Origin of the sequence: Amycolatopsis coloradensis (genome assembly GCF_037997115.1) — a bacterium.
Classification (GTDB): Bacteria; Actinomycetota; Actinomycetes; order Mycobacteriales; family Pseudonocardiaceae; genus Amycolatopsis; species Amycolatopsis coloradensis_A.
Window position 1 is genome coordinate 2,758,465 of the sequence record NZ_CP150484.1, and the last position, 19,243, is coordinate 2,777,707.

The 19,243-nt window shown below is 68.7% G+C and carries 15 protein-coding genes and 1 pseudogene; 9 read left to right on the forward strand and 7 right to left on the reverse strand.

The features are described 5' to 3' along the window. Positions 1-13 precede the first annotated feature (13 nt). Entirely contained in the window at positions 14-2,506 is a 2,493-nt protein-coding gene (locus LCL61_RS13090) for a polynucleotide kinase-phosphatase (protein WP_340687087.1), read from the reverse strand. Continuing rightward, positions 2,503-3,871, reverse strand: a pseudogene (locus LCL61_RS13095) (3' terminal RNA ribose 2'-O-methyltransferase Hen1). The gene LCL61_RS13090 and the pseudogene LCL61_RS13095 overlap by 4 nt, the downstream one beginning before the upstream one ends. Positions 3,872-3,934: 63 nt before the next feature. Here LCL61_RS13095 and LCL61_RS13100 point away from each other — a divergent pair. The 4 genes from LCL61_RS13100 (at position 3,935) to LCL61_RS13115 (ending at position 10,066) form a co-directional block, all read left to right on the forward strand. Beyond that, a complete protein-coding gene (locus LCL61_RS13100; protein ID WP_340688564.1) occupies positions 3,935-5,941 on the forward strand; it encodes a thioredoxin domain-containing protein in 2,007 nt (668 codons plus the stop codon). 121 nt (positions 5,942-6,062) lie between these two features. Next, positions 6,063-6,623, forward strand: a complete 561-nt coding sequence (locus LCL61_RS13105; protein ID WP_340688565.1) for a hypothetical protein — start codon at positions 6,063-6,065, stop codon at positions 6,621-6,623. 69 nt (positions 6,624-6,692) lie between these two features. After that, entirely contained in the window at positions 6,693-8,048 is a 1,356-nt protein-coding gene (locus tag LCL61_RS13110) for a glycoside hydrolase family 28 protein (RefSeq protein ID WP_340687088.1), read from the forward strand. A gap of 131 nt (positions 8,049-8,179) precedes the next feature. After that, positions 8,180-10,066: an acyl-CoA dehydrogenase gene (locus tag LCL61_RS13115; protein ID WP_340687089.1), complete on the forward strand. Its 1,887-nt coding sequence runs from the start codon at positions 8,180-8,182 to the stop codon at positions 10,064-10,066. Here LCL61_RS13115 and LCL61_RS13120 read toward each other — a convergent pair. Together LCL61_RS13120 and LCL61_RS13125 are read right to left on the reverse strand one after the other, a co-directional pair. Further along, complete coding sequence (locus LCL61_RS13120; RefSeq protein ID WP_340687090.1) at positions 9,954-10,451, reverse strand: potassium channel family protein; 498 nt, start codon at positions 10,449-10,451, stop codon at positions 9,954-9,956. The two genes, LCL61_RS13115 and LCL61_RS13120, sit on opposite strands and share 113 nt — an antisense overlap. Positions 10,452-10,635: 184 nt before the next feature. Continuing rightward, the gene (locus tag LCL61_RS13125; RefSeq protein ID WP_340687091.1) at positions 10,636-11,085 is read right to left on the reverse strand and encodes a pyridoxamine 5'-phosphate oxidase family protein; all 450 of its coding nucleotides are present in this window, start codon (positions 11,083-11,085) and stop codon (positions 10,636-10,638) included. A gap of 507 nt (positions 11,086-11,592) precedes the next feature. Between LCL61_RS13125 and LCL61_RS13130 the strand changes: the two genes are divergently transcribed. Genes LCL61_RS13130 through LCL61_RS13140 form a run of 3 tightly spaced genes read left to right on the forward strand, consistent with a single transcriptional unit; the run spans position 11,593 to position 13,393 of the window. Beyond that, entirely contained in the window at positions 11,593-12,546 is a 954-nt protein-coding gene (locus LCL61_RS13130; protein ID WP_340687092.1) for a hypothetical protein, read from the forward strand. Beyond that, the gene (locus LCL61_RS13135; protein ID WP_340687093.1) at positions 12,536-12,922 is read left to right on the forward strand and encodes a roadblock/LC7 domain-containing protein; all 387 of its coding nucleotides are present in this window, start codon (positions 12,536-12,538) and stop codon (positions 12,920-12,922) included. Before LCL61_RS13130 ends, LCL61_RS13135 begins: the two co-directional genes overlap by 11 nt. A gap of 48 nt (positions 12,923-12,970) precedes the next feature. Then, entirely contained in the window at positions 12,971-13,393 is a 423-nt protein-coding gene (locus LCL61_RS13140) for a hypothetical protein (RefSeq protein ID WP_340687094.1), read from the forward strand. A gap of 470 nt (positions 13,394-13,863) precedes the next feature. Here the strand turns inward: LCL61_RS13140 and trhA are convergent, their stop codons facing one another. Further along, entirely contained in the window at positions 13,864-14,505 is a 642-nt protein-coding gene (gene trhA, locus LCL61_RS13145; RefSeq protein ID WP_037342457.1) for a PAQR family membrane homeostasis protein TrhA, read from the reverse strand. A 131-nt stretch (positions 14,506-14,636) separates the two neighbouring features. On the opposite strand from trhA, the gene LCL61_RS13150 reads away from it, so the two are divergent. After that, the gene (locus tag LCL61_RS13150) at positions 14,637-15,413 is read left to right on the forward strand and encodes an isoprenyl transferase (RefSeq protein ID WP_061986121.1); all 777 of its coding nucleotides are present in this window, start codon (positions 14,637-14,639) and stop codon (positions 15,411-15,413) included. 60 nt (positions 15,414-15,473) lie between these two features. On the opposite strand, the gene LCL61_RS13155 is transcribed toward LCL61_RS13150, so the two are convergent. Then, positions 15,474-15,722 carry a hypothetical protein gene (locus tag LCL61_RS13155; protein WP_340687095.1) on the reverse strand — a complete coding sequence of 83 codons (249 nt, stop codon included), beginning with the start codon at positions 15,720-15,722 and terminating at the stop codon, positions 15,474-15,476. Between the two features lie 726 nt (positions 15,723-16,448). Here LCL61_RS13155 and LCL61_RS13160 point away from each other — a divergent pair. Next, complete coding sequence (locus LCL61_RS13160) at positions 16,449-17,735, forward strand: PhoH family protein (RefSeq protein ID WP_340688566.1); 1,287 nt, start codon at positions 16,449-16,451, stop codon at positions 17,733-17,735. A gap of 52 nt (positions 17,736-17,787) precedes the next feature. On the opposite strand, the gene LCL61_RS13165 is transcribed toward LCL61_RS13160, so the two are convergent. Then, the gene (locus tag LCL61_RS13165) at positions 17,788-19,227 is read right to left on the reverse strand and encodes a GuaB1 family IMP dehydrogenase-related protein (RefSeq protein WP_340687096.1); all 1,440 of its coding nucleotides are present in this window, start codon (positions 19,225-19,227) and stop codon (positions 17,788-17,790) included. Positions 19,228-19,243: the final 16 nt, after the last annotated feature.

The window sequence follows — 19,243 nt, forward strand, 5'->3', positions numbered from 1 at the left end:
GAGCGAAAGCGCGTCAGAGGCGCGGGTCGACCGGATCCGACTCCAGTGCCAGCACGGCGAACACGCACTCGTGCACCCGCCACAGCGGTTCCCCGCGCGCCAGCCGCTCCAGTGCCTCCAGCCCCAGCGCGTATTCGCGTGACGCCAGGGCCCGCTTCCGGTTCAGCCCGCGTTTACGCAGCCGCTCCAGGTTCTCCGGCAGCGTGTAGTCCGGCCCGTAGATGATCCGCAGGTACCCGCGCCCGCGCACCTTCACCCCCGGCTGCACCAGCCCCCGCGCGCCGCGCGTCAGGTTCGCCGCCGGTTTGACGACCATGCCCTCGCCGCCCGCGCCGGTCAGGTCCAGCCACCAGTCGACGCCGCGCGCCACCGACGCCGGGTCGGTGGTGTCGACGGCCAGTGTCCGCGTGCGGATGAACAGGTCGCCGGTGAGCCGGTCCAGCAGTGAAAGGTGCCACTCATGCGGCCGGTCGTGGTACGCGTGTCCCTCCGACGCCAGGATCTGGAACGGCGCCAGCCGGACGCCGTCGAGGCCGTCGGTCGGCCAGCAGTAGCGCCGGTACGCCCGCCGGTACGCGTCCACAGTGGACTCGCGCACCCGTGTCCGCTCCATCAGGTCCGACACGTCTGCCCCACGAGCCGCGGCCGCGTCCAGCGCGGCGACGGCGGCGGGCAGCACGGCTTGGGCCGCCGCGCCGACGGCCGCGTACTGACCCGAGATCAGCGACCCCGCTTTCGCGCTCCACGGCAGCAACTCCGTGTCGAGCAGCAGCCAGCCGGTGTCCAGCTCCTCGAACAGTTCCGACGCCGCTTCCCGCACACCGGCGAGCAGCCGCGCGTTCTGGTCCGGGGTGAAGAACGGCCGCCCGGTGCGGGTGTAGACCGCTCCCGGCCCCTGGATCCCGAACCGCGCGGGCGCCACGTCGTCGTCACGGCACACGAGCACGACGGCCCGCGAGCCCATGTGCTTCTCTTCGCACAGGACGTGGTCGACACCCGCCGCGCGGAACTCGGCGAAAGCCTCCTCGGGATGTTCGAGGTAGCCGTCCGTGGCGGACGTCGAACACGGCGCCATGGTCGGCGGCAGGTACGGCAGCCAGCGCGGGTCGACGGCGAAGCGGCTCATCACCTCGAGCGCCGCCGCCGACTGTTCGGCGGAAACCCCGACCCGGCCGTGGTGCCGCGTCTCGATGATCCGCTTCCCGGTGACGTCGCCCAGTTCCAGCACCGCCGGTTCGCGTCCGCCCAGCGGCCGCGCCGGTTCGAGCGGGCGTGACGGCTCGTACCAGACCTTCTTGGCCTTCACCGAGACGACTTCCCGCTCCGGGTAACGCAAAGCGGTCAGCTCGCCGCCGAAGACGCAGCCCGTGTCGAGACACATGGTCCCGTTGATCCACTCCGGTTCCAGCGTCGGCGTGTGTCCATAGAGGACCATCGCCTTGCCGCGGTAGTCGCGCGCCCACGGCAGCCGCACCGGCAGGCCGTATTCGTCGGTCTCACCGGTGGTGTCGCCGTACAGCGCGGTGCTCCGGACCCGGCCGGACGCGCGCCCGTGGAACTTCTCGGGCAGGCCCGCGTGTGCGACGACAAGGTTGCCGCCGTCGAGGACGTAGTGCGCGATAAGGCCTTCGCAGAAAGCGTGCGCCTTCGCGCGGAAGTCCTCGTCCTGTGCGGCAAGCTGTTCCAGCGACTCCGCGAGACCGTGCGTCGTCTTGACGTTGCGCCCGTTCAGCGCGCGGACCAGTTTCTGCTCGTGGTTCCCGCAGACGACCAGCGCGCTGCCCGCCTCGGCCATCGCCATCACCCGGCGAAGCACCCCCGGCGTGTCGGGGCCGCGGTCGACGAGGTCGCCGACGAACACCGCGGTCCGGCCTTCCGGGTGCACGCCGTCGACGTAACCCAGTTCGGTGAGCAGTTCGTCCAATTCCTCCCGGCAGCCGTGGACGTCGCCGATCACGTCGAACGGCCCGGTCAGCTCGCGGCGGTCGTTGCGCAGCGGCTCGACGACGATCTCCGCTTCGGCGACCTCGGCTTCGCTCCGCAACACGTGCACGCGACGGAAACCCTCGCGCTCCAACGACTTCAGCGAACGATGCAGCTCGCCGCGCTGACGCCGGACGACGTGCTCGCCGAAGTCGCGGTCGGGCCTGGCCGCGTTGCGTTCGTGGCAGACCTTCACGGGCAGATCCAGCACGATCGCCGTCGGGAGGACGTCGTGCTCCTTCGCCAGCTTCAGCAGGCTCGCCCGGGACGCGCGCTGGACGTTCGTCGCGTCGATGACGGTGATCCGGCCCGCTTCGAGCCGCTTCGCCGCGACGTAGTGGAGCACGTCGAACGCGGCGGCCGACGCGCTCTGGTCGTTCTCGTCGTCGGCCACCAGACCTCGGAAGTAGTCGCTGGACAACACCTGCGTCGGCGCGAAATGCGTCCGCGCGAAGGTCGACTTGCCGGAGCCGGAGGCGCCGACGAGCACGACGAGGGACATGTCGGGGATGGCCAGTTTCATGCCACGGCCTCCTTTCGAGACGTGAAGACCGCCATTTGGGTCGGCGGTCCTGATTCCTGGGACTCCTGTCCCACCGGCAGATGGCGGACGTCGTAGCCGTGTCGTGCCGCGACGCCTTCGGCCCACGAGCGGAACTGCGCGCGTGTCCATTCGAAACGGTGGTCGGCGTGCCGGAACCGGCCTTCTCCGAGGAATTCGAAGTGCCGGTTGTACTCGGCGTTCGGCGTCGTGACGAGCACGGTCCGCGGCGCGGCGACACCGAACACGGCGTGCTCCAGCGCGGGCAGGCGCTCCTCGTCGACGTGCTCGATCACCTCCATCAACACGGCCGCGTCGTATCCGGCCAGCGACGGATCCGCGTACGTCAGCGCGGACTGCTTCAGGGTGATCCGCGTCTTGTCCTTCAGCCGCTTTTCGGCGATGTCGAGCGCGCTCGCGGACACATCGACGCCGACGATCTCGGTGAACGACGGCTCCTTCTGCAGCACCCGCAGCAGCGCGCCACCACCGCAGCCGAGGTCGAGCACACGCCGCGCGCCCGCCGCCCGGAGTGCCGCGAGCACACTGCCCTGGCGCTGGACGGCCAGCGGCTCTGGCCGGTCCGGCAGCTCGGTGACCAGGGCCTCGGCTTCGGCCGGCACGTCGTCCGCCTCGGCGAGTCGGGCGAGCGCGTACGAGACGATCGGGCGACGTCGTTCGAGGTACCTGTTGGTGATCAGGTCGCGTTCCGGATGCCCGGCGAGCCAGCCTTCGCCGACGCGCAGCAGCTTGTCCGCTTCGTCCTGGCCGATCCAGTAGTGCTTGTCGCCGTCGAGCGCGGGCAGCAGGACGTACAGGTGCCGCAACGCGTCGACGACGCGCTGGGTGCCGGTCAGCTGGAGATCGACGTAGCGGGAATCGCCCCACTGCGGGAATTCGGGATCGAGGGGGATGGCCTTCGTTTCGACCTGCCAGCCGAGGGGTTCGAACAGCTTGTGGACGACCTCGGCGCCGCCGCGCGCGGTCAGCGACGGCACGCGGATCTCCAGCGGGAGCCGCTCGTCGGCCAGCTCCGGCCGGTTCGCGCACCGGCCCGCCAGCGCCGTCGTGAAGACCGCCCGCAGCGCCACCCGCCAGATACGAGCCGCCCGCGTACGGCCGGTCGTTGACGTACTGGGTCAGCGACGTGCCGCCCCCGCGCACGAGCTCGACCGGGTCGATCTCGACCAGCAGCGCGACGGTGCAGCGCTCGTCGGACGCCTCGGGGTAGAAGACGTGGGCCGTTCCGGCCGAGAGCGTGAAGGACTGCGCCTTCTCCGGATGCTTGTGCAGGAGAAAGCCCAGGTCGGTGGCGGGGTTCCGAGTGGTCGTCATGGTCAGGAGCACCGGATGAGTGTCGCGCAGAAGGCCGTTCTGCGCGCCCGCTTTTCCGCGTGCGACCCTGGTGACATGTCGAACCGCCTGAAGGCCGCGACCAGTCCGTACCTGCTGCAGCACGCCGGCAACCCGGTGGACTGGTGGCCGTGGGGTGAGGAAGCGCTGGCCGAGGCCAAACGGCGGAACGTGCCGATCCTGCTTTCGGTCGGCTACGCGGCTTGCCACTGGTGTCACGTCATGGCGCACGAGTCCTTCGAGGACGAGGCCACCGCCACGCTGATGAACGCGAACTTCGTCAACATCAAGGTGGACCGTGAGGAGCGCCCGGACATCGACTCGGTGTACATGGCGGCCACGCAGGCGATGACCGGCCAGGGCGGCTGGCCGATGACGTGTTTCCTGACGCCGGAGGGTGAACCGTTCCATTGCGGCACTTACTATCCGCCGTCACCGCGGCCGGGGATGCCGTCGTTCTCGCAGCTGCTCGTCGCGGTGGCCGAAGCCTGGGGCGAACGCCCGGACGAATTGCGTTCCGGTGCCCGGCAGATCATCGCCCACCTCACTGAGAAGAGCGGGCCACTGCAGGAGTCCGTTGTGGACGGTGCCGCGCTGGATTCCGCGGTCGCCACGCTGCGCAAGGAGTACGACACCGGGAACGGCGGATTCGGGGGAGCGCCGAAGTTCCCGCCGACGATGGCGTTGAACTTCCTGCTGCGTCACCACGAGCGCACCGGTTCCGGCCTCGACATGGTCGAGCACACGGCCGAAGCGATGGCGACGGGCGGCCTCGGCGATCAGCTCGCCGGAGGGTTCGCGCGCTACTCGGTCGACGCGCGCTGGGAAGTGCCGCACTTCGAGAAGATGTTGTACGACAACGGTTTGCTGCTGCGATTCTACGCGCAGTTCCATGGGGTGACCGGGCATGAGTACGCGCGGCGGACGGTCGAAGAGACCGCGGAGTTCCTGCTGCGCGACCTCGGGACGGCCGAAGGCGGTTTCGCCGCGTCGCTCGACGCGGACACCGATGGCGTCGAGGGGCTGACCTACGTCTGGACTCCCGCGCAACTGGCCGAAGTGCTCGGCGAGGAGGACGGCGCGTGGGCGGCCGAGCTGTTCCAGGTGACCGAGCGGGGCAATTTCGAGCATGGTGCTTCGACACTGCGGCTGCGCGAGCCGCATCCAGAGGACGAAATGCGTTATGAGCGAGTTCGCCGCGTGTTGCTGACCGCGCGAAACGAGCGACCCCAGCCCGCCCGCGACGACAAGGTGATCGCCGCGTGGAACGGGCTCGCGATCGGCGCGCTCGCCAAAGCGGGCGCGCGGCTCGATCGTCCACAGTGGATCGAAGCGGCGGCTCGCGCGGCGGCTTTCCTGATGGACAACCATTTCGTGGCCGGACGCCTGCGCCGGACTTCCCGCGACGGCGTCGTCGGCACGACGGCCGGGGTGTTGGAGGACTACGCGTGCCTCGCCGAGGGGGTGCTCGAACTCCACCAGGCGACCGGGGAACCGCGGTGGCTCGCCGACGCCATCACCTTGCTGGACCTCGCCTTGGCCCACTTCGGTGTGCCGGACGCGACGGGGGCCTACTACGACACGGCCGACGACGCGGAAGTCCTGGTGCAGCGGCCTTCCGACCCGACCGACAACGCGAGCCCGTCGGGGGCTTCGGCGCTGGCGAACGCGTTGCTGACCGCGTCCGTGCTGGCCGGGCACGACCGGGCGGGCCGCTACCGCGAGGCGGCCGAGCAGGCGCTGGCCCGGGCGGGACGGCTCGCCGCCCACGCGCCGCGGTTCGCCGGGCACTGGCTCACGGTCGCCGAAGCCGCCGCTGCCGGCCCGGTGCAGGTGGCGGTCGTCGGTCCGGATACCGCTGCACGCGCGGATCTGCTGGCCGCCGCCCTCGCTTCGTCGCCGGACGGCGCCGTCGTCGTGAGCGGCACGCCGGACGCGGACGGAGTACCGCTGCTGGCCGATCGGCCGCTGGTCGACGGTGCCGCCGCCGCGTACGTATGCCGTGGGTACGTGTGCGAACGGCCCGTCACGACCGCCGAGGAACTGCGCTCTCAGCTCGGCTGATTCCTTTTCGCCGGGGGAGAACACACCTGACTCTCCCTTGATGCGCGCGTAGCGTCGGTAGCGTTGTAATCATGTAATCGCGGAGGCGAGCATGCACACCTACTTCAGGACGGCGAGGCAGATGGGACGTGGAGGCTGGAAGGGCCGGGGCGGCTGGCAGCAGGCGGACATCCCGTCGGCGGACGACGCGGCCGCGTGGTTCGGCGGCAGGCTCCCGGAGGGCTGGTTCACCGGGGATCCCGAGGTCACGGTGGATCGCGAGGAGATCGTCATCGTCGGCGAGCTCCAGCCGCTCACCGCTGACCACGCCGACGCCGCCGCCCGCGCGGCGGCCGAAGACGGCCGGATCAGCCGGTTCCGCGAGGAGACCCGCGACGAGCGGATCGAGATCGCGCGCCAGGCCGAGCACCGGTATCAGCGCAAGGTCGCCTGGGGCGCGAGCCTCGGCGGCACGAGGCACCTGTTCACCACGCATTCGGCACCGGTCATGACCAGGCTGCGGCAGCCGGAACGCCTGGTCCTCGACACCCTCGTCGACGCCGGCGTCGCGCGGTCGCGGTCGGAGGCGCTCGCCTGGGCGGTCCGGCTGGTCGGGGAGCACGCGGACGCGTGGCTCGCCGAGCTTCGGGAGGCGATGACCAAGGTCGACGATCTCCGCTCACAGGGACCGGACCTTTCCTGAGGCCGGGGCCCGCCCGTAGAGTCGGGATTCCGCCGTCTTCACCGAAGTCCTCTTGCGAAAGAAGGCGTCATGGACGGCAGATTCCCCCGGCGTTGGCTGATCAAGGGCGGTCTCGTGGTGGCCGCGAGCCCACTGCTCGCGCCCACCGCCTGGGCGGCCCCAGCTCTCCCGTGGCCGGCGGCCAACGACATCGTCGCGCGGACGAAACGGCCGGTCTTCCCGGACCGGATTTTCTCGGTGCTCGACTTCGGCGCCAAGGGTGACGGGAAGACCGACAACACCGCCGCGATCAGGAAGGCGATCGACGCGGCCAACGCACGCGGCGGTGGGCACGTCGTCGTGCCGAAAGGCACCTTCGTCACCGGCGCCGTGTATCTCAAGAGCAACGTGGACCTGCACCTCAAGGCGGGCGCCGTGCTCGCCTTCGGTTCCGACGCCTCGAAGTTCCCGAACGTGCTCACCCGCTACGAGGGCATCGAGTGCGTGAACCGGTCGCCGATGATCTACGCGTACCAGGAATCCAACATCGCGGTGACCGGGCAGGGCACGCTCGACGCGGCGGGCACGGCGTCCTGGAACAAGGGCAAGGACCGTGAGTACCTGGAAGCGCTGGTGGCCGACGGAATCCCGCCGGAGAAGCGGATCGTTCCCGGTTCCGGGCACGCCATGCGGTCCACGTTCGTCGAGCCGTATTCGTGCGACACCGTGCTCATCCAGGGCATCACGCTGAAGAACCCGATGTTCTGGCAGCTGCATCCCACGCTGTGCCGGAACGTCACGATCGACGGCGTCCGCACGGACGCGAGCACCGCGCGTTCCAACACCGACGCCTGCGATCCGGAGTCCTGCGACCACGTGGTGATCGTGAACTCCCACCTCGGGGCGCACGACGACAACGTCGCGCTCAAGGCGGGCCGGGACGACGACGGGCGCAGGGTCGGCGTGCCGTGCCGGAACATCGTCGTCGCGAACTGCGTGATGGACGGGAACTGGGGCGCGATCACCTGCGGCAGCGAGCAGACCGGCGGCATCCGCGACGTCTACGCGTACAACCTCACCGTCACCGGCGAGACGAAATACGGGCTGTACGTCAAGTCGAACACCTTGCGCGGCGGTTTCACCGAAAACGTCAACCTCCACAGTGTCTCCGGCACGTTCGTCCGCTCGGTCGCGTACGTCCTGCCGGACTACAACGGACAGACCGGCGCGTACGTCCCTCGGTTCGGGCCGTTCACCATCAGCCACTCCGCGAGCACGAGATGCGGGCAAGCGGCGTTCGACGTCCGAGGGTTGCCCAACTCACACGTTCGGGGACTGCGGGTGAGCGAGTGCCGCTTCGACGGCGTCGCGAACACGGAAAACGTCCTGAAACACGTCGATGACCTGCGGTTCGAGAACACGACGATCAACGGGCGGCCGGTCTGATTCGTGCTGCNACACGTCGATGACCTGCGGTTCGAGAACACGACGATCAACGGGCGGCCGGTCTGATTCGTGCTGCGCCCCCCGATGCGGTGCGGCAGGCTGAACGCAGACCGCACCGCATCGGAGGAATCGTGGACACACCAGGACTTCCCGCGAAGATCGACCCGGACGCGCTGACCACCGTCCTCGATGGACGGTGGGCCGGGCTCCGCCGCGCGGTGCGCGCGCAGATGGCGGCGGAGTACTTCAAAGACCCGGTCGACATCGACACCGAAGCCCATCGCGCCCAGGTGCTCGAATGGCTGCGGCTGCTCGCCCGCACCGACCGGCCGGGGCTCGGCTTCGACCCGGAGTACGGCGGGGGCGGCGACGTCGGTGGTGCGTTGACGTCGTTCGAGATGCTGGGATTCGGCGACCTCTCGCTGATGGTGAAGGCCGGTGTCCAATGGGGTCTGTTCGGCGGTGCGGTGCAGCTGCTCGGCACCGCACGCCACCACGAGCGCTACCTGCGGAAGATCAAGGACCTGGAGCTGCTGGGCTGCTTCGCGATGACCGAGCACGGTCACGGCTCGGACGTCCAGCACCTGCGCACCACCGCGACCTACGACCCGGCGACACGCGAGTTCGTCGTGCACACGCCGGACCGGGGCGCGATGAAGGAGTACATCGGCAACGCCGCCCGCGACGGCGAGCTCGCGGTGGTGTTCGCGCAGCTGATCACCGGTGGCGAGTCGCGCGGCGTGCACGCGTTCCTGGTGCCGATCCGCGGCGGGAAGGCGCGCGGCGTCGAGATCGAGGACTGCGGCCGCAAGGCGGGTCTCAACGGCGTCGACAACGGGCGGCTCACCTTCACCCAGGTGAGGGTTCCGCGCGAGGCACTGCTCAACCGGTTCGGTGACGTCGCCGAGGACGGCACGTACAGCAGTCCGATCGAAAGCGACGGCCGCCGGTTCTTCACGATGCTCGGAACCCTCATCCGCGGCCGGGTCAGTGTCGCGGGCAGCGCCGGCAGCGCGACGAAGCGCGCGCTCGCACTGGCCATCCGGTACGGCGAGCAGCGGCGGCAGTTCGCGCGGCCCGGCGGCGAGGAGGTCGTCATCCTCGACTACCGCGCCCACCAGCGGAAACTGCTGCCCGCGCTGGCGACGTCGTACGCACTGCACTTCGCGCAGGAAGCACTCGTCTCGAAGCTGAACGACCTCGCCGAGGACGCGCCGGAGGAAGAGCAGCGAGAGCTGGAATCACGCGCCGCCGGCATCAAGGCCGTCTCGACCTGGCACGCGACCGCGACCATCCAGGCCGCCCGTGAGGCATGCGGCGGCTCCGGCTATCTCTCGGAGAACCTGCTCGCCGGGCTGAAAGCGGACACGGACGTCTTCACCACCTTCGAGGGTGACAACACCGTGCTGCTGCAACTGGTCGCGAAAGGGTTGCTGACCAGCTACAAGGATCATTTCGAGGACCTCAGCCCGCTCGCGACCGCGCGGTTCGTGGCCGAGCAGCTCGTCGAGGCCGTGATCGAACGGACGTCCGCGAGGAAGGTGGTCGAGCGGCTCACCGAAGCGGATGACGGCGACGTCCTCTACTCGCGCGAATGGCACCTGAAGCTGTTCGAAGACCGCGAAGAGCACGTACTCGGCGGCGTCGCGCAGCGCCTGCGTAAGGCGGGTTCGGACCCCTTCGGTGTCTTCAATGACGCGCAGGATCACGTGCTGCGCGCCGGGCGCGCGCACGTCGACCGGGTGGTGCTCGAAGCGTTCGTCGACGCCATCGAGCGCTGCGCCGACGCGGAAGCCCGTGAGCTGCTGGAGCGGGTCTGCGACCTCTACGCGCTCGCGAACATCGAGGCCGATCGGGGCTGGTTCCTCGAACACGGGCGCCTGACCTCCGGGCGCTCGAAGGCCGTCACCGCCGCGGTGAACGCGTTGTGCGCCGACCTGCGCCCGCACGCGCGGACCCTCGTGGACGCCTTCGCCATCCCCGAGCAGTACCTAGCGGCTCCGATGCTGCGGGACTGACCACCGCACGCTGTGCGGCGAGCTCGGCCCGCGACGCCTTGACCTCACGGGTCACGGCCTGCGCGTTCTCGTCGGCCTCGGTCACCCGGCGGATCAGCCACGACGCGAGCGTCGCGGTGACCACACCGAGCAGGGCGATCCCGGCCACCATCAGCCCGACCGCGACGAGCCGGCCGGTGCCGCTGACGGGATAGCGGCCGCCGTAGCCGACCGTGATGATCGTCGTGATCGACCACCACACCGCGTCCGGGAACACGATGAGCGCCGTCGCGCCCACCGTGTAGACCACGACGCGGCCGCGCAACGACAGGCCGGCGTTGCGGTTGAGGACGTTGAGCACCGTGACCAGCCGGAGCAGACGCAGCTGCCGGATCAGCGGGAGCACGATGATCAGCAGGTCGAAGAGATTGTGCTTCAGGAAGGCGCGCTTGTCCTCGGCGTGCTTGAGGCGGACGCCGTAGTCCAGGGCGAAGACCGCCCACGCGAGTCAGGTGACGATCTCGCACCGGACCCGCCCGGTGTGCCCGAGCCCGAACGTCTCCGCACCCGGCCTTTCCCAGCTGCGTACGTCAAGCGATGTCGAGGGCCGTTCCATAGAGTTTGTCGGTTTTGAGGGTGATGTAGAGCCTTCGTTCGGCCGCGATGGTCTCGAGGAACTCAGCCTCGTCGTCGGGCTTTTGCCGTTGCGCCGCCAGGTATTCGAGACCGGCGGTGTCGCCGGGTGTCCGGGTGACTTCGGACAGTTCCGCTTTTCCCTCCACGACAGCGAATTTCCAGTGGTCGGCGCTGGAGACGTAGAGGGAGGCGGTGGGGTTGTTGCGGAGCTGCTTGACCTTGAGGCGGTCCTCGGTCGTGCTGATCCGGATCTCGCGCGTCTCGGGGTCCCACGTGTAGACGACGGTGGAGAGATGCGGGCGGCCGTCACGTTTGACGGTCGCGAGGGCGCCGAAGGTGTGTTCGGCGAGGAAGTCGCTGAGGGCCGCGTCATCGAGGCGGCGGGGCGGTGCGTTCTTGGCCATGGTGGTGATCATGGCTTACGCGGCGGGAGGTGCGGAAGAAGGCACTTTCTTGTGCCAGAGGGAACACGCGTGTGCCCGTCCTGGTCAGACCGTCGGCGTGGGTCGAGAATCGGCCCGCGGCCCGCGCCGGGCGTGATCTGGCGAGAAATGAATTTGGCCAGAATCCGCCACGGATATTCCACAGTGGATGCGCGTGCCGTGCGAAAGATATAAAAGCCCCCGGTGGTATGGACATTTCCCATCGCCCTTACCCTTCGCGACCTGCGCGTAGACGGCATGCCGGTGATTTGTCCGCAGCTCACCGTTGTCTGTGATAATCCCTCCGATTTCGATTGCGCCCCAAGGGGTGTCGAGAATTTTCGAACGTTGCGAGAAATGGGGGAACGTCCTGGGAATCCTTGTTCCGATGTCATAGAGTCGGCCACTTCCGCGAGGGCGGCGCGACGATCACCTGTCGTATCGCGTTTCCATTCCGCACGCCTGAAGAGAAAGTAGTGAGTGGCGCTTATGCCCCGGTCTTCCTTCGAACTGCTCGCGCGGGCGCTGACCGTATGTTGCGACGACGGGGTGTCCGGCGCGTTGTCTCTGTCCGGCAGGCCCGGCGGGGTGATCCACCTGCGCGAGGGCGCGGTGATCGCCGTCGACACCCCTGGTGCTCCAGGGGTGGACTCCGTGCTGCTGCGGTCCGGGCGGATCAGCGAGGACGACTGGTCCGCCGCGTTGCGGGCGGGGCCAGGCGGTCCGACGCCGCGGGACGAGCTTCTCGCTCGCGCCGGGGTCGGGAACACGGAACTGCAGCTGGTCGCCACCATGGCCGCGCAGGACGGCGCTTTCGTCATCGTGACGGGTGACATCGAGGAATACGCCATCGACTACAACCGGTTCGACGTGCTGGTGCCGGTCACTCCGGCGATCGAGCTCGACTGGCTGCTCGACGAGACCAGGCGCCGCCTTGACGCTCTCGCGTCATTGCCGGTGGCGGTCTCGCCGCATCGCGACCGGATCGCGCCAGTGGCCGGGGTGGCCTCGTCGGGAGTCGCGTCGACCGCGGTCCGGCGCGACATCCTCGCCGGCGCCAACGGCCGCCGCTCCGCCCGCGACATCGCGTTCGTGTCGGGGCGCAACGTCTTTCCCGTGACGATCGAGATCTCCCGGATGATCGGCGACGGCCTGGTCGAGATCGCCGTCGAGTCTCCCGAGGATCCCGGCGGGGGCTCGCGGAAGCCGCTGCGTCCCCGGATGCCCGCAGCCGGAGCCCAGTCGGTTTCCGGCGGTGACATGAAAGGCCTTCCCCTGCGCAGCCCGGGGGCGAGCGGTGTGTCGGAACTGCTCAAGCCGTCACGGGCGGCCGGCTGGCAGGTACTGCCCAGGCTGCTCAACCGCGTCCGGGCCGGGCCTTCCGTGAACCGCACGAACTCGGACGAGATCTCGCAGCAGAAGGGAACACCAGGTGGATCGTGAAACGCTGGTCGACGAGCTGAACGACTTGAGAAGGCAAGTGAGCGGGGTGACCGGAGCCCTGATCGCCGGCGTGGACGGCCTGCCCATCGCGGCCGACGCCGAGGACCGGATCGATCCCGGCGCGGTGTCCGCACTCGGCGCCGCTCAGCTGGGCCTCTCACTGACCATCACCTCCGCGGTCGCCCAAGGCGCGTTCCGGCACGCGGTGGTCCGTAGCGGCGGCGGTTACCTGGCCGTCTACTCCATCGACAGCACGTCGTTGATGGTCGTCCTCGGCGACGAGGGCCTCGACATCACCCGGTTGCACCGGGCTTCCCTGGTCACGATCGAGCGCGTCCGCTCGATTCTCGCGGCCGTCATCGCGAACGCCTGCTGAGCCCCCTCCACCCGAACTGACGGACGAACACCGAAAAGGAGAATGGACATGCTGGGTAACGGCCAGAATATGTCGGACCAGATGACCTTGATGGTCAAGCAGTTGCGCCAGGAGGTGCCCGACTGCCTCGCCTCCGGAGTGGTGGATCTGGCGACCGGCATGTTGTTGGCCGTCGAAACCACCGACAGCCATCCGTCGGAGGTCCTCGACCTCCTCGCCGGCGCGACCTTGGATCTGTTCCAAGGCCGCACGGTCGTGATGATCGAGAACATCTTCAAGGAGCGCCGAGGCGTCAGCAGTGCCGAGCACTACTTCCAGGAGATCCTCGTCAACAGCGCCAACCTGACGCACCTGTTCATCAGGAACAACCACAACGCCGACGTCGTGGCCGTCGTGGTCTGCCCGAAGTCGGTGAACATCGGGATGCTCTTCGCGGGTACCCGGCGGGTGATCAAAAACCAGGCGTTGTGACCGGCCGCCTGCCAGGGCCCGCGCTGGTGTCGGCAAGGATGCCTTCCCTCGCCCGCGAGGGTCCATGCCAGGAACTTGAGCGCCGCAACGAGGTTTCCCAACCGTCCATAAAGGATACCCGGGAAGGCGAATTATCCGATTAATGCTCGCTTGACCGAGTGGTCCGGTGCGTGAAGGTCCCTTCCTTGCGGCCAGCGCAAGGAAGGGACCTTCACGTACTCTGACCGACCGAGCGCCACGGGATCACGACGGCTCCCCGCCGATGGTCCACCAAGATTCGGCACCGCTCCACCAAAAGTCACTCCGAACAGGGAAACACGCCGGAAACAGGACCATGCCACTCTTGAGCTCCTGGCATGCCCTTGAGGGTGGCCAAGGCGCCTTCGCGGACCCCGCGACCGGCCGTCAGTCAGCTCCGGTAGGTGGTAAGGCGTCTTCGGTGCCAACGACCCACATCACTCACGACCTGGCTAGGCGTACATGGCCAGCCAGATCGCGATGTAGTGGGAAACCGCGGCGAGAACCGTGCAGGCGTGGAAGTACTCGTGGTACCCGAAGGTGTCCGGGAAGTGGTTCGGCCACTTCACCGCGTAGAACACCGCCCCCAGCGTGTAGAACAGCCCGCCCACGCAGAGCAGGACGAGCGCCGCGACACCGGCGTGCGTGGCCAGTTCCGGCAGGACGAAGACGGCGACCCAGCCCAGCGCGATGTAGATCGGCACGCCGAGCCAGCGTGGCGCGTTCGGCCACAGCATCTTCAGGGTGACGCCGCCGATCGCGCCGCCCCATACGATCGCGAGCACGATGTACCCGGTCGGCTGGGACATCGCCAGAAGGGTGAACGGCGTGTAGGTGCCGGCGATGAACAGGAAGATCATCGAATGGTCGGCGCGCTTCATCCATTCGTATGCTCGTGGGCTCCACAAGCGACGGTGGTACAGCGCGCTGACGCCGAAGACGCCGAGCACGGTCAGGCCGTAGACCGAAGTGGACAAAGCGGCGATACCCGACACAGTGGACGCCGCGAGGCTGATGAGAGTCGCGGCTCCGGCGACGGCGCCGAAGAAGGACCAGAAGTGGATGTGCCCACGCAACCGAGGACGCGTGTCCACTACGGGCGCGGGGCCGGACGGCTGGGGTTCGGTCACTACGCTCACTCACCCAGGTTACGGCACCGTAGGTTTTTCGCCAGTGTCCGTGGCGCGTCCCACTGAGGCTCGCGAGGTGACTACTCTCCACTGACGTGAGTCTTCGGTCCTTCTTGTCAGACGTCGTGTACAGCGCCTACGGCAGGCGCCTGATCCAGCAGGCCAAGGGGCGCCATCCACGCCACATCGCCATCATGCTGGACGGGAACCGCCGCTGGGCGCGCGAAGCGGGCTTCACCGACGTCGCCGACGGGCACCGGGCGGGCGCCAAGAAGATCGCCGACTTCCTGAGCTGGTGCAACGAGGCCGACGTCGAGGTCGTCACCATGTGGCTGCTCTCGACGGACAACCTCGGCCGCGCGGCCGAGGAACTGAGCCCGTTGCTGAAGATCATCACCGACGTCACCGACGAACTCGCCGCGCCGCACACGCCTTGGCGGCTTCGCATCGTGGGGGCACTCGACCTGCTGCCCCCGGAGGTCGCGAAGGCCCTCAGCGCGGCCGCGGAGCGCACCGAGGGGCGCACCGGGATGGAGGTCAACGTCGCGGTCGGTTACGGAGGGCGTCAGGAGATCGCCGACGCGGTCCGCAAACTCCTGCTCCAGCACGCCGACGAGGGCACCTCGATCCGCGAGCTCGCGAAGATATTGGACGTCGACCACATATCCGAACACATGTACACCTCGGGTCAGCCGGATCCGGATCTGATTATCCGCACCTCGGGTGAGCAGCGGCTTTCCGGATTTCTGCTCTGGCAATCGGCGCATTCGGAATTCTGGTTCACCGAAGCTTATTGGCCCGCGTTTCGCCGGGTCGATTTCCTGCGCGCCATGCGCGATTACGCGTGGCGGCACCGGCGCTTCGGTTCCTGACCGGTGACATGACGAAGGCCCCGGCGTGCACTCCGGGGCCTTCGACGTCGACACTGAAGATCAGTGGTGGTGGTGCTCCAGCGAGTGGAGGATCAGAGCCGGCGTGGTGGCGACGCCCGCGTAGGCACCGGCGACCAGGGAAGCGGCGCCGTAGCCCAGCGCGCCACCGCCCTCGATGAAGGTGTTGTAGGCGTCGCCGAACGTGGGGTCCGGGGTGCCCGAGGTGTCACCGGTGGCGGCGAACGCGGTCCCGCCGACCATCATGATGCCCGCGGCGACGGCGGAAACGAAACCAGCCTTCTTCAGCACTTCGCACTCCTTGGTAGAGATGTTCAGGGATCGGGGGCACCGAATCCGGTGGGGGTGTCCCGCAGTGAGAAAATTACTCGCTATTCAGGATTTGTGACCGTCTCGTAAGCCCATTGTGTGAGGCGAAAAAGGCGCGTTTCACTCGGTCCGGTTCTCTGTCTCGGGCACAAAATGCGTCCCGCCACGATGCGTGGTAGAACCCTCCGTCTCATCAGGTGAACGCCCTGTGTCGCGTTAATCCATCCGGGTCACGTCGACGAGCGTCCCTGAATGGAGATCATCACTACGCACCGTGATGGTGACCAGGCGTTGATGTCACGCGACCGACAGTGAGATGACGGTTTGGCGAATCACCGTGGTGGCTGCCTGCGCGATCGGCCGGACGCAGGTACCTTCCGGAAGTGAGGGTTCGCGTCCCATGCGGACTCTCACGGGAGGCCCTGGTCGTGGCGGTTGTCGACAGGGCGGCACAGCCGCCCAGTGGATGCACGAGGGGGCCGGCACCCGGCCCTCGTGGCCGTGCCGACTGACGTGAAAGACGTCGGAAGGAACGGTTAGCCAGGGAAGTGCCCGGCCCAGCGAGTGCGGGCGTGGTGCCACGCCCACGAGGGAGATGCCGTCGTGACTGCGCAGCGTTCACCCCGCAAGGCCTCTGGCCGTTCTTCGACCGGTGCCCCTGGCCCGGAGAAAGCCTCGATCTCGCCCGAATCCCAGCGGTCCACTTACGTGCTCGACACGTCGGTCCTGCTCTCTGACCCCTGGTCGGTGACCCGGTTCGCCGAACACGCGGTCGTGCTCCCGCTGGTCGTCATCAGTGAACTGGAGGCGAAACGTCACCATCCCGAACTGGGGTGGTTCGCGCGCGAAGCGCTTCGCATGCTCGACGACCTGCGTCGTCAGCACGGCAGGCTCGACGCGCCGATCCCGATCGGTGAGCACGGCGGCACCCTGCAGGTGGAGTTGAACCACTCCGACCCCACGGTGCTCCCGGTCGGCTTCCGCACCGACTCCAACGACCACCGCATCCTCGCCTGTGCGCTCAACCTGGCGGCGGAACGCGCGTCGGTCACGCTGGTGACGAAGGACATCCCCTTGCGTGTCAAAGCGGGCGCCGTCGGCCTCGAAGCCGACGAGTACCGCGCGCAGGAGGTGACGCCCTCGGGCTGGACGGGGATGGCGGACGTGGACGTCCCGCAGACCCTGGTCGACGCGCTGTTCAGCGGGTCTTCCGTGGATCCGGCGGAATTCGGGATGCCGGAGGTCGGTGAACTGCCCTGTCACACCGGGCTCAGGCTGCTCGCGGGCAGTTCGAGCGCGCTGGGGCGGGTCACCGCGGACAAGCGGATCCGGCTCGTCCGGGGCGACAAGGAGGCGTTCGGGCTGCACGGCCGGTCGGCCGAGCAGCGGGTGGCGCTGGATCTCCTGCTGGACTCCGACGTCGGCATCGTCTCCCTGGGCGGACGAGCGGGCACGGGCAAGTCGGCGCTCGCGCTCTGCGCGGGCCTGGAGTCGGTGATGGAACGCCGCCAGCATCGCAAGGTGGTCGTGTTCCGGCCGGTGTACGCGGTCGGCGGCCAGGATCTGGGCTACCTGCCCGGTTCCGAGAGCGAGAAGATGCAGCCGTGGGCGCAGGCGGTGTTCGACACCCTCGGCGGGCTGGTCAGCCAGGACGTCCTCGACGAAGTCTTCGATCGCGGCATGCTCGAGGTGCTCCCGCTGACCCATATCCGCGGCCGGTCGCTGCACGACACGTTCGTCATCGTCGACGAGGCGCAGTCCTTGGAGCGCAACGTGCTCCTGACCGTGCTCTCACGGCTCGGCACCGCTTCGCGGGTCGTGCTCACGCATGACGTCGCGCAGCGCGACAACCTGCGGGTCGGGCGGCACGACGGCGTTTCGGCGGTGATCGAGAAACTCAAGGGTCACCCGCTGTTCGCGCATATCACGCTGACCCGGTCCGAGCGCTCGCCGATCGCGGCGCTCGTCACCGAGATGCTGGAGGACCACGGATAACCGGAACCGGTGGAGTCCTCTTGGGACAGTCCTAAGAGGACTCCGCCGGGTTTCACCAGCCCGACGGCAGGGGGCGTCCTTCCGCGAAGCCGGCGGCGGACTGGATCCCGAGCAGCGCGCGCTCGTGGAACTCCTCCAGCGTGCGCGCACCCGCGTACGTGCAGGCGGAGCGGACACCGGAGCCGATGGAGTCGAGCAGGTCTTCGACGCCGGGGCGAGCCGGGTCCAGCGCCATCCGCGACGCCGAGATGCCCTCTTCGAACAGGCCCTTCTTGGCGCGTTCGAAGACGTTGTCCGTGCGCGTGCGGGCGCCGACGGCGCGCTTCGACGCCATGCCGAACGACTCCTTGTACGGCTTGCCCTGCTCGTCGTAGCGCAGGTCGCCGGGGGATTCGTGGGTGCCCGCGAACCACGAGCCGACCATCGCCGCCGACGCGCCCGCGGCGAGCGCCAGCGCGACGTCGCGCGGGTGCCGTACGCCGCCGTCCGCCCAGACGTGTTTGCCCAGTTCGCGCGCCGCCGCGGCGCATTCGGCGACGGCGGAGAACTGCGGGCGCCCGACGCCGGTCATCATCCGGGTCGTGCACATGGCGCCGGGGCCGACGCCGACCTTGACGACGTCCGCGCCCGCGTGGATCAGGTCGCGTGTGCCCTCCGCGGTGACCACGTTCCCGGCGACGACCGGGACTCGCGGATTCACCGACCGGACGGCCTTCAGCGCCGAGATCATCTTCTCCTGGTGGCCGTGCGCGGTGTCGACGACCAGCACGTCGACGCCCGCCGCGAGGACGGCCTCGGCCTTCGCCGCGACGTCGCCGTTCACGCCGATCGCGGCGGCGACGCGCAGGTTGCCGCCGTCGTCGACGGCCGGGGTGTAGATCTCCGCGCGCAGCGCCGCGATCTCGGTCAGGACGCCGGCGAGCCTGCCGTTTTCGTCGATGCCGAGCGCGAGACGGCCTCCGTGGTCGTGCAGGCGCTCGAACACCTCACGCGGCGGCGTGTCCAGCGGGACCGTGACGACCGCGGGCTCCGCGACGTCGGCGAGACGCGCGAAGCGGTCTACGCCGGCGCAAGCCGCTTCGTCGACGACGCCGACGGGCTTCCCGTCCTCGTCCACCACGACGACGGCGCCGTGGGCGCGTTTGCCGACCAGGTTCAGCGCGTCGGCCACCGCGTCTCCGCCGGTCAGCACCAGCGGGGTGTCCCACACCGTGTGACGGCTCTTGACCCAGCTGACGATGTCGGCGACCGCGGCCACGTCGACATCCTGTGGCAGGACGACGAGCCCACCTCGCCGGGCGACCGTCTCGGCCATCCGGCGGCCCGCGACGGCGGTCATGTTGGCCACCACGATCGGGATCGTCGCGCCGGTGCCGTCCACAGTGGACAGATCGACGTCGAAACGGGACTCCACGTCCGACCGGTTCGGCAGGAGGAACACGTCGTCGTAGGTCAGGTCGTGAGCGGGCCGATGCCCGTCGAGAAAGCGCACGAGGCCCCAGGATACC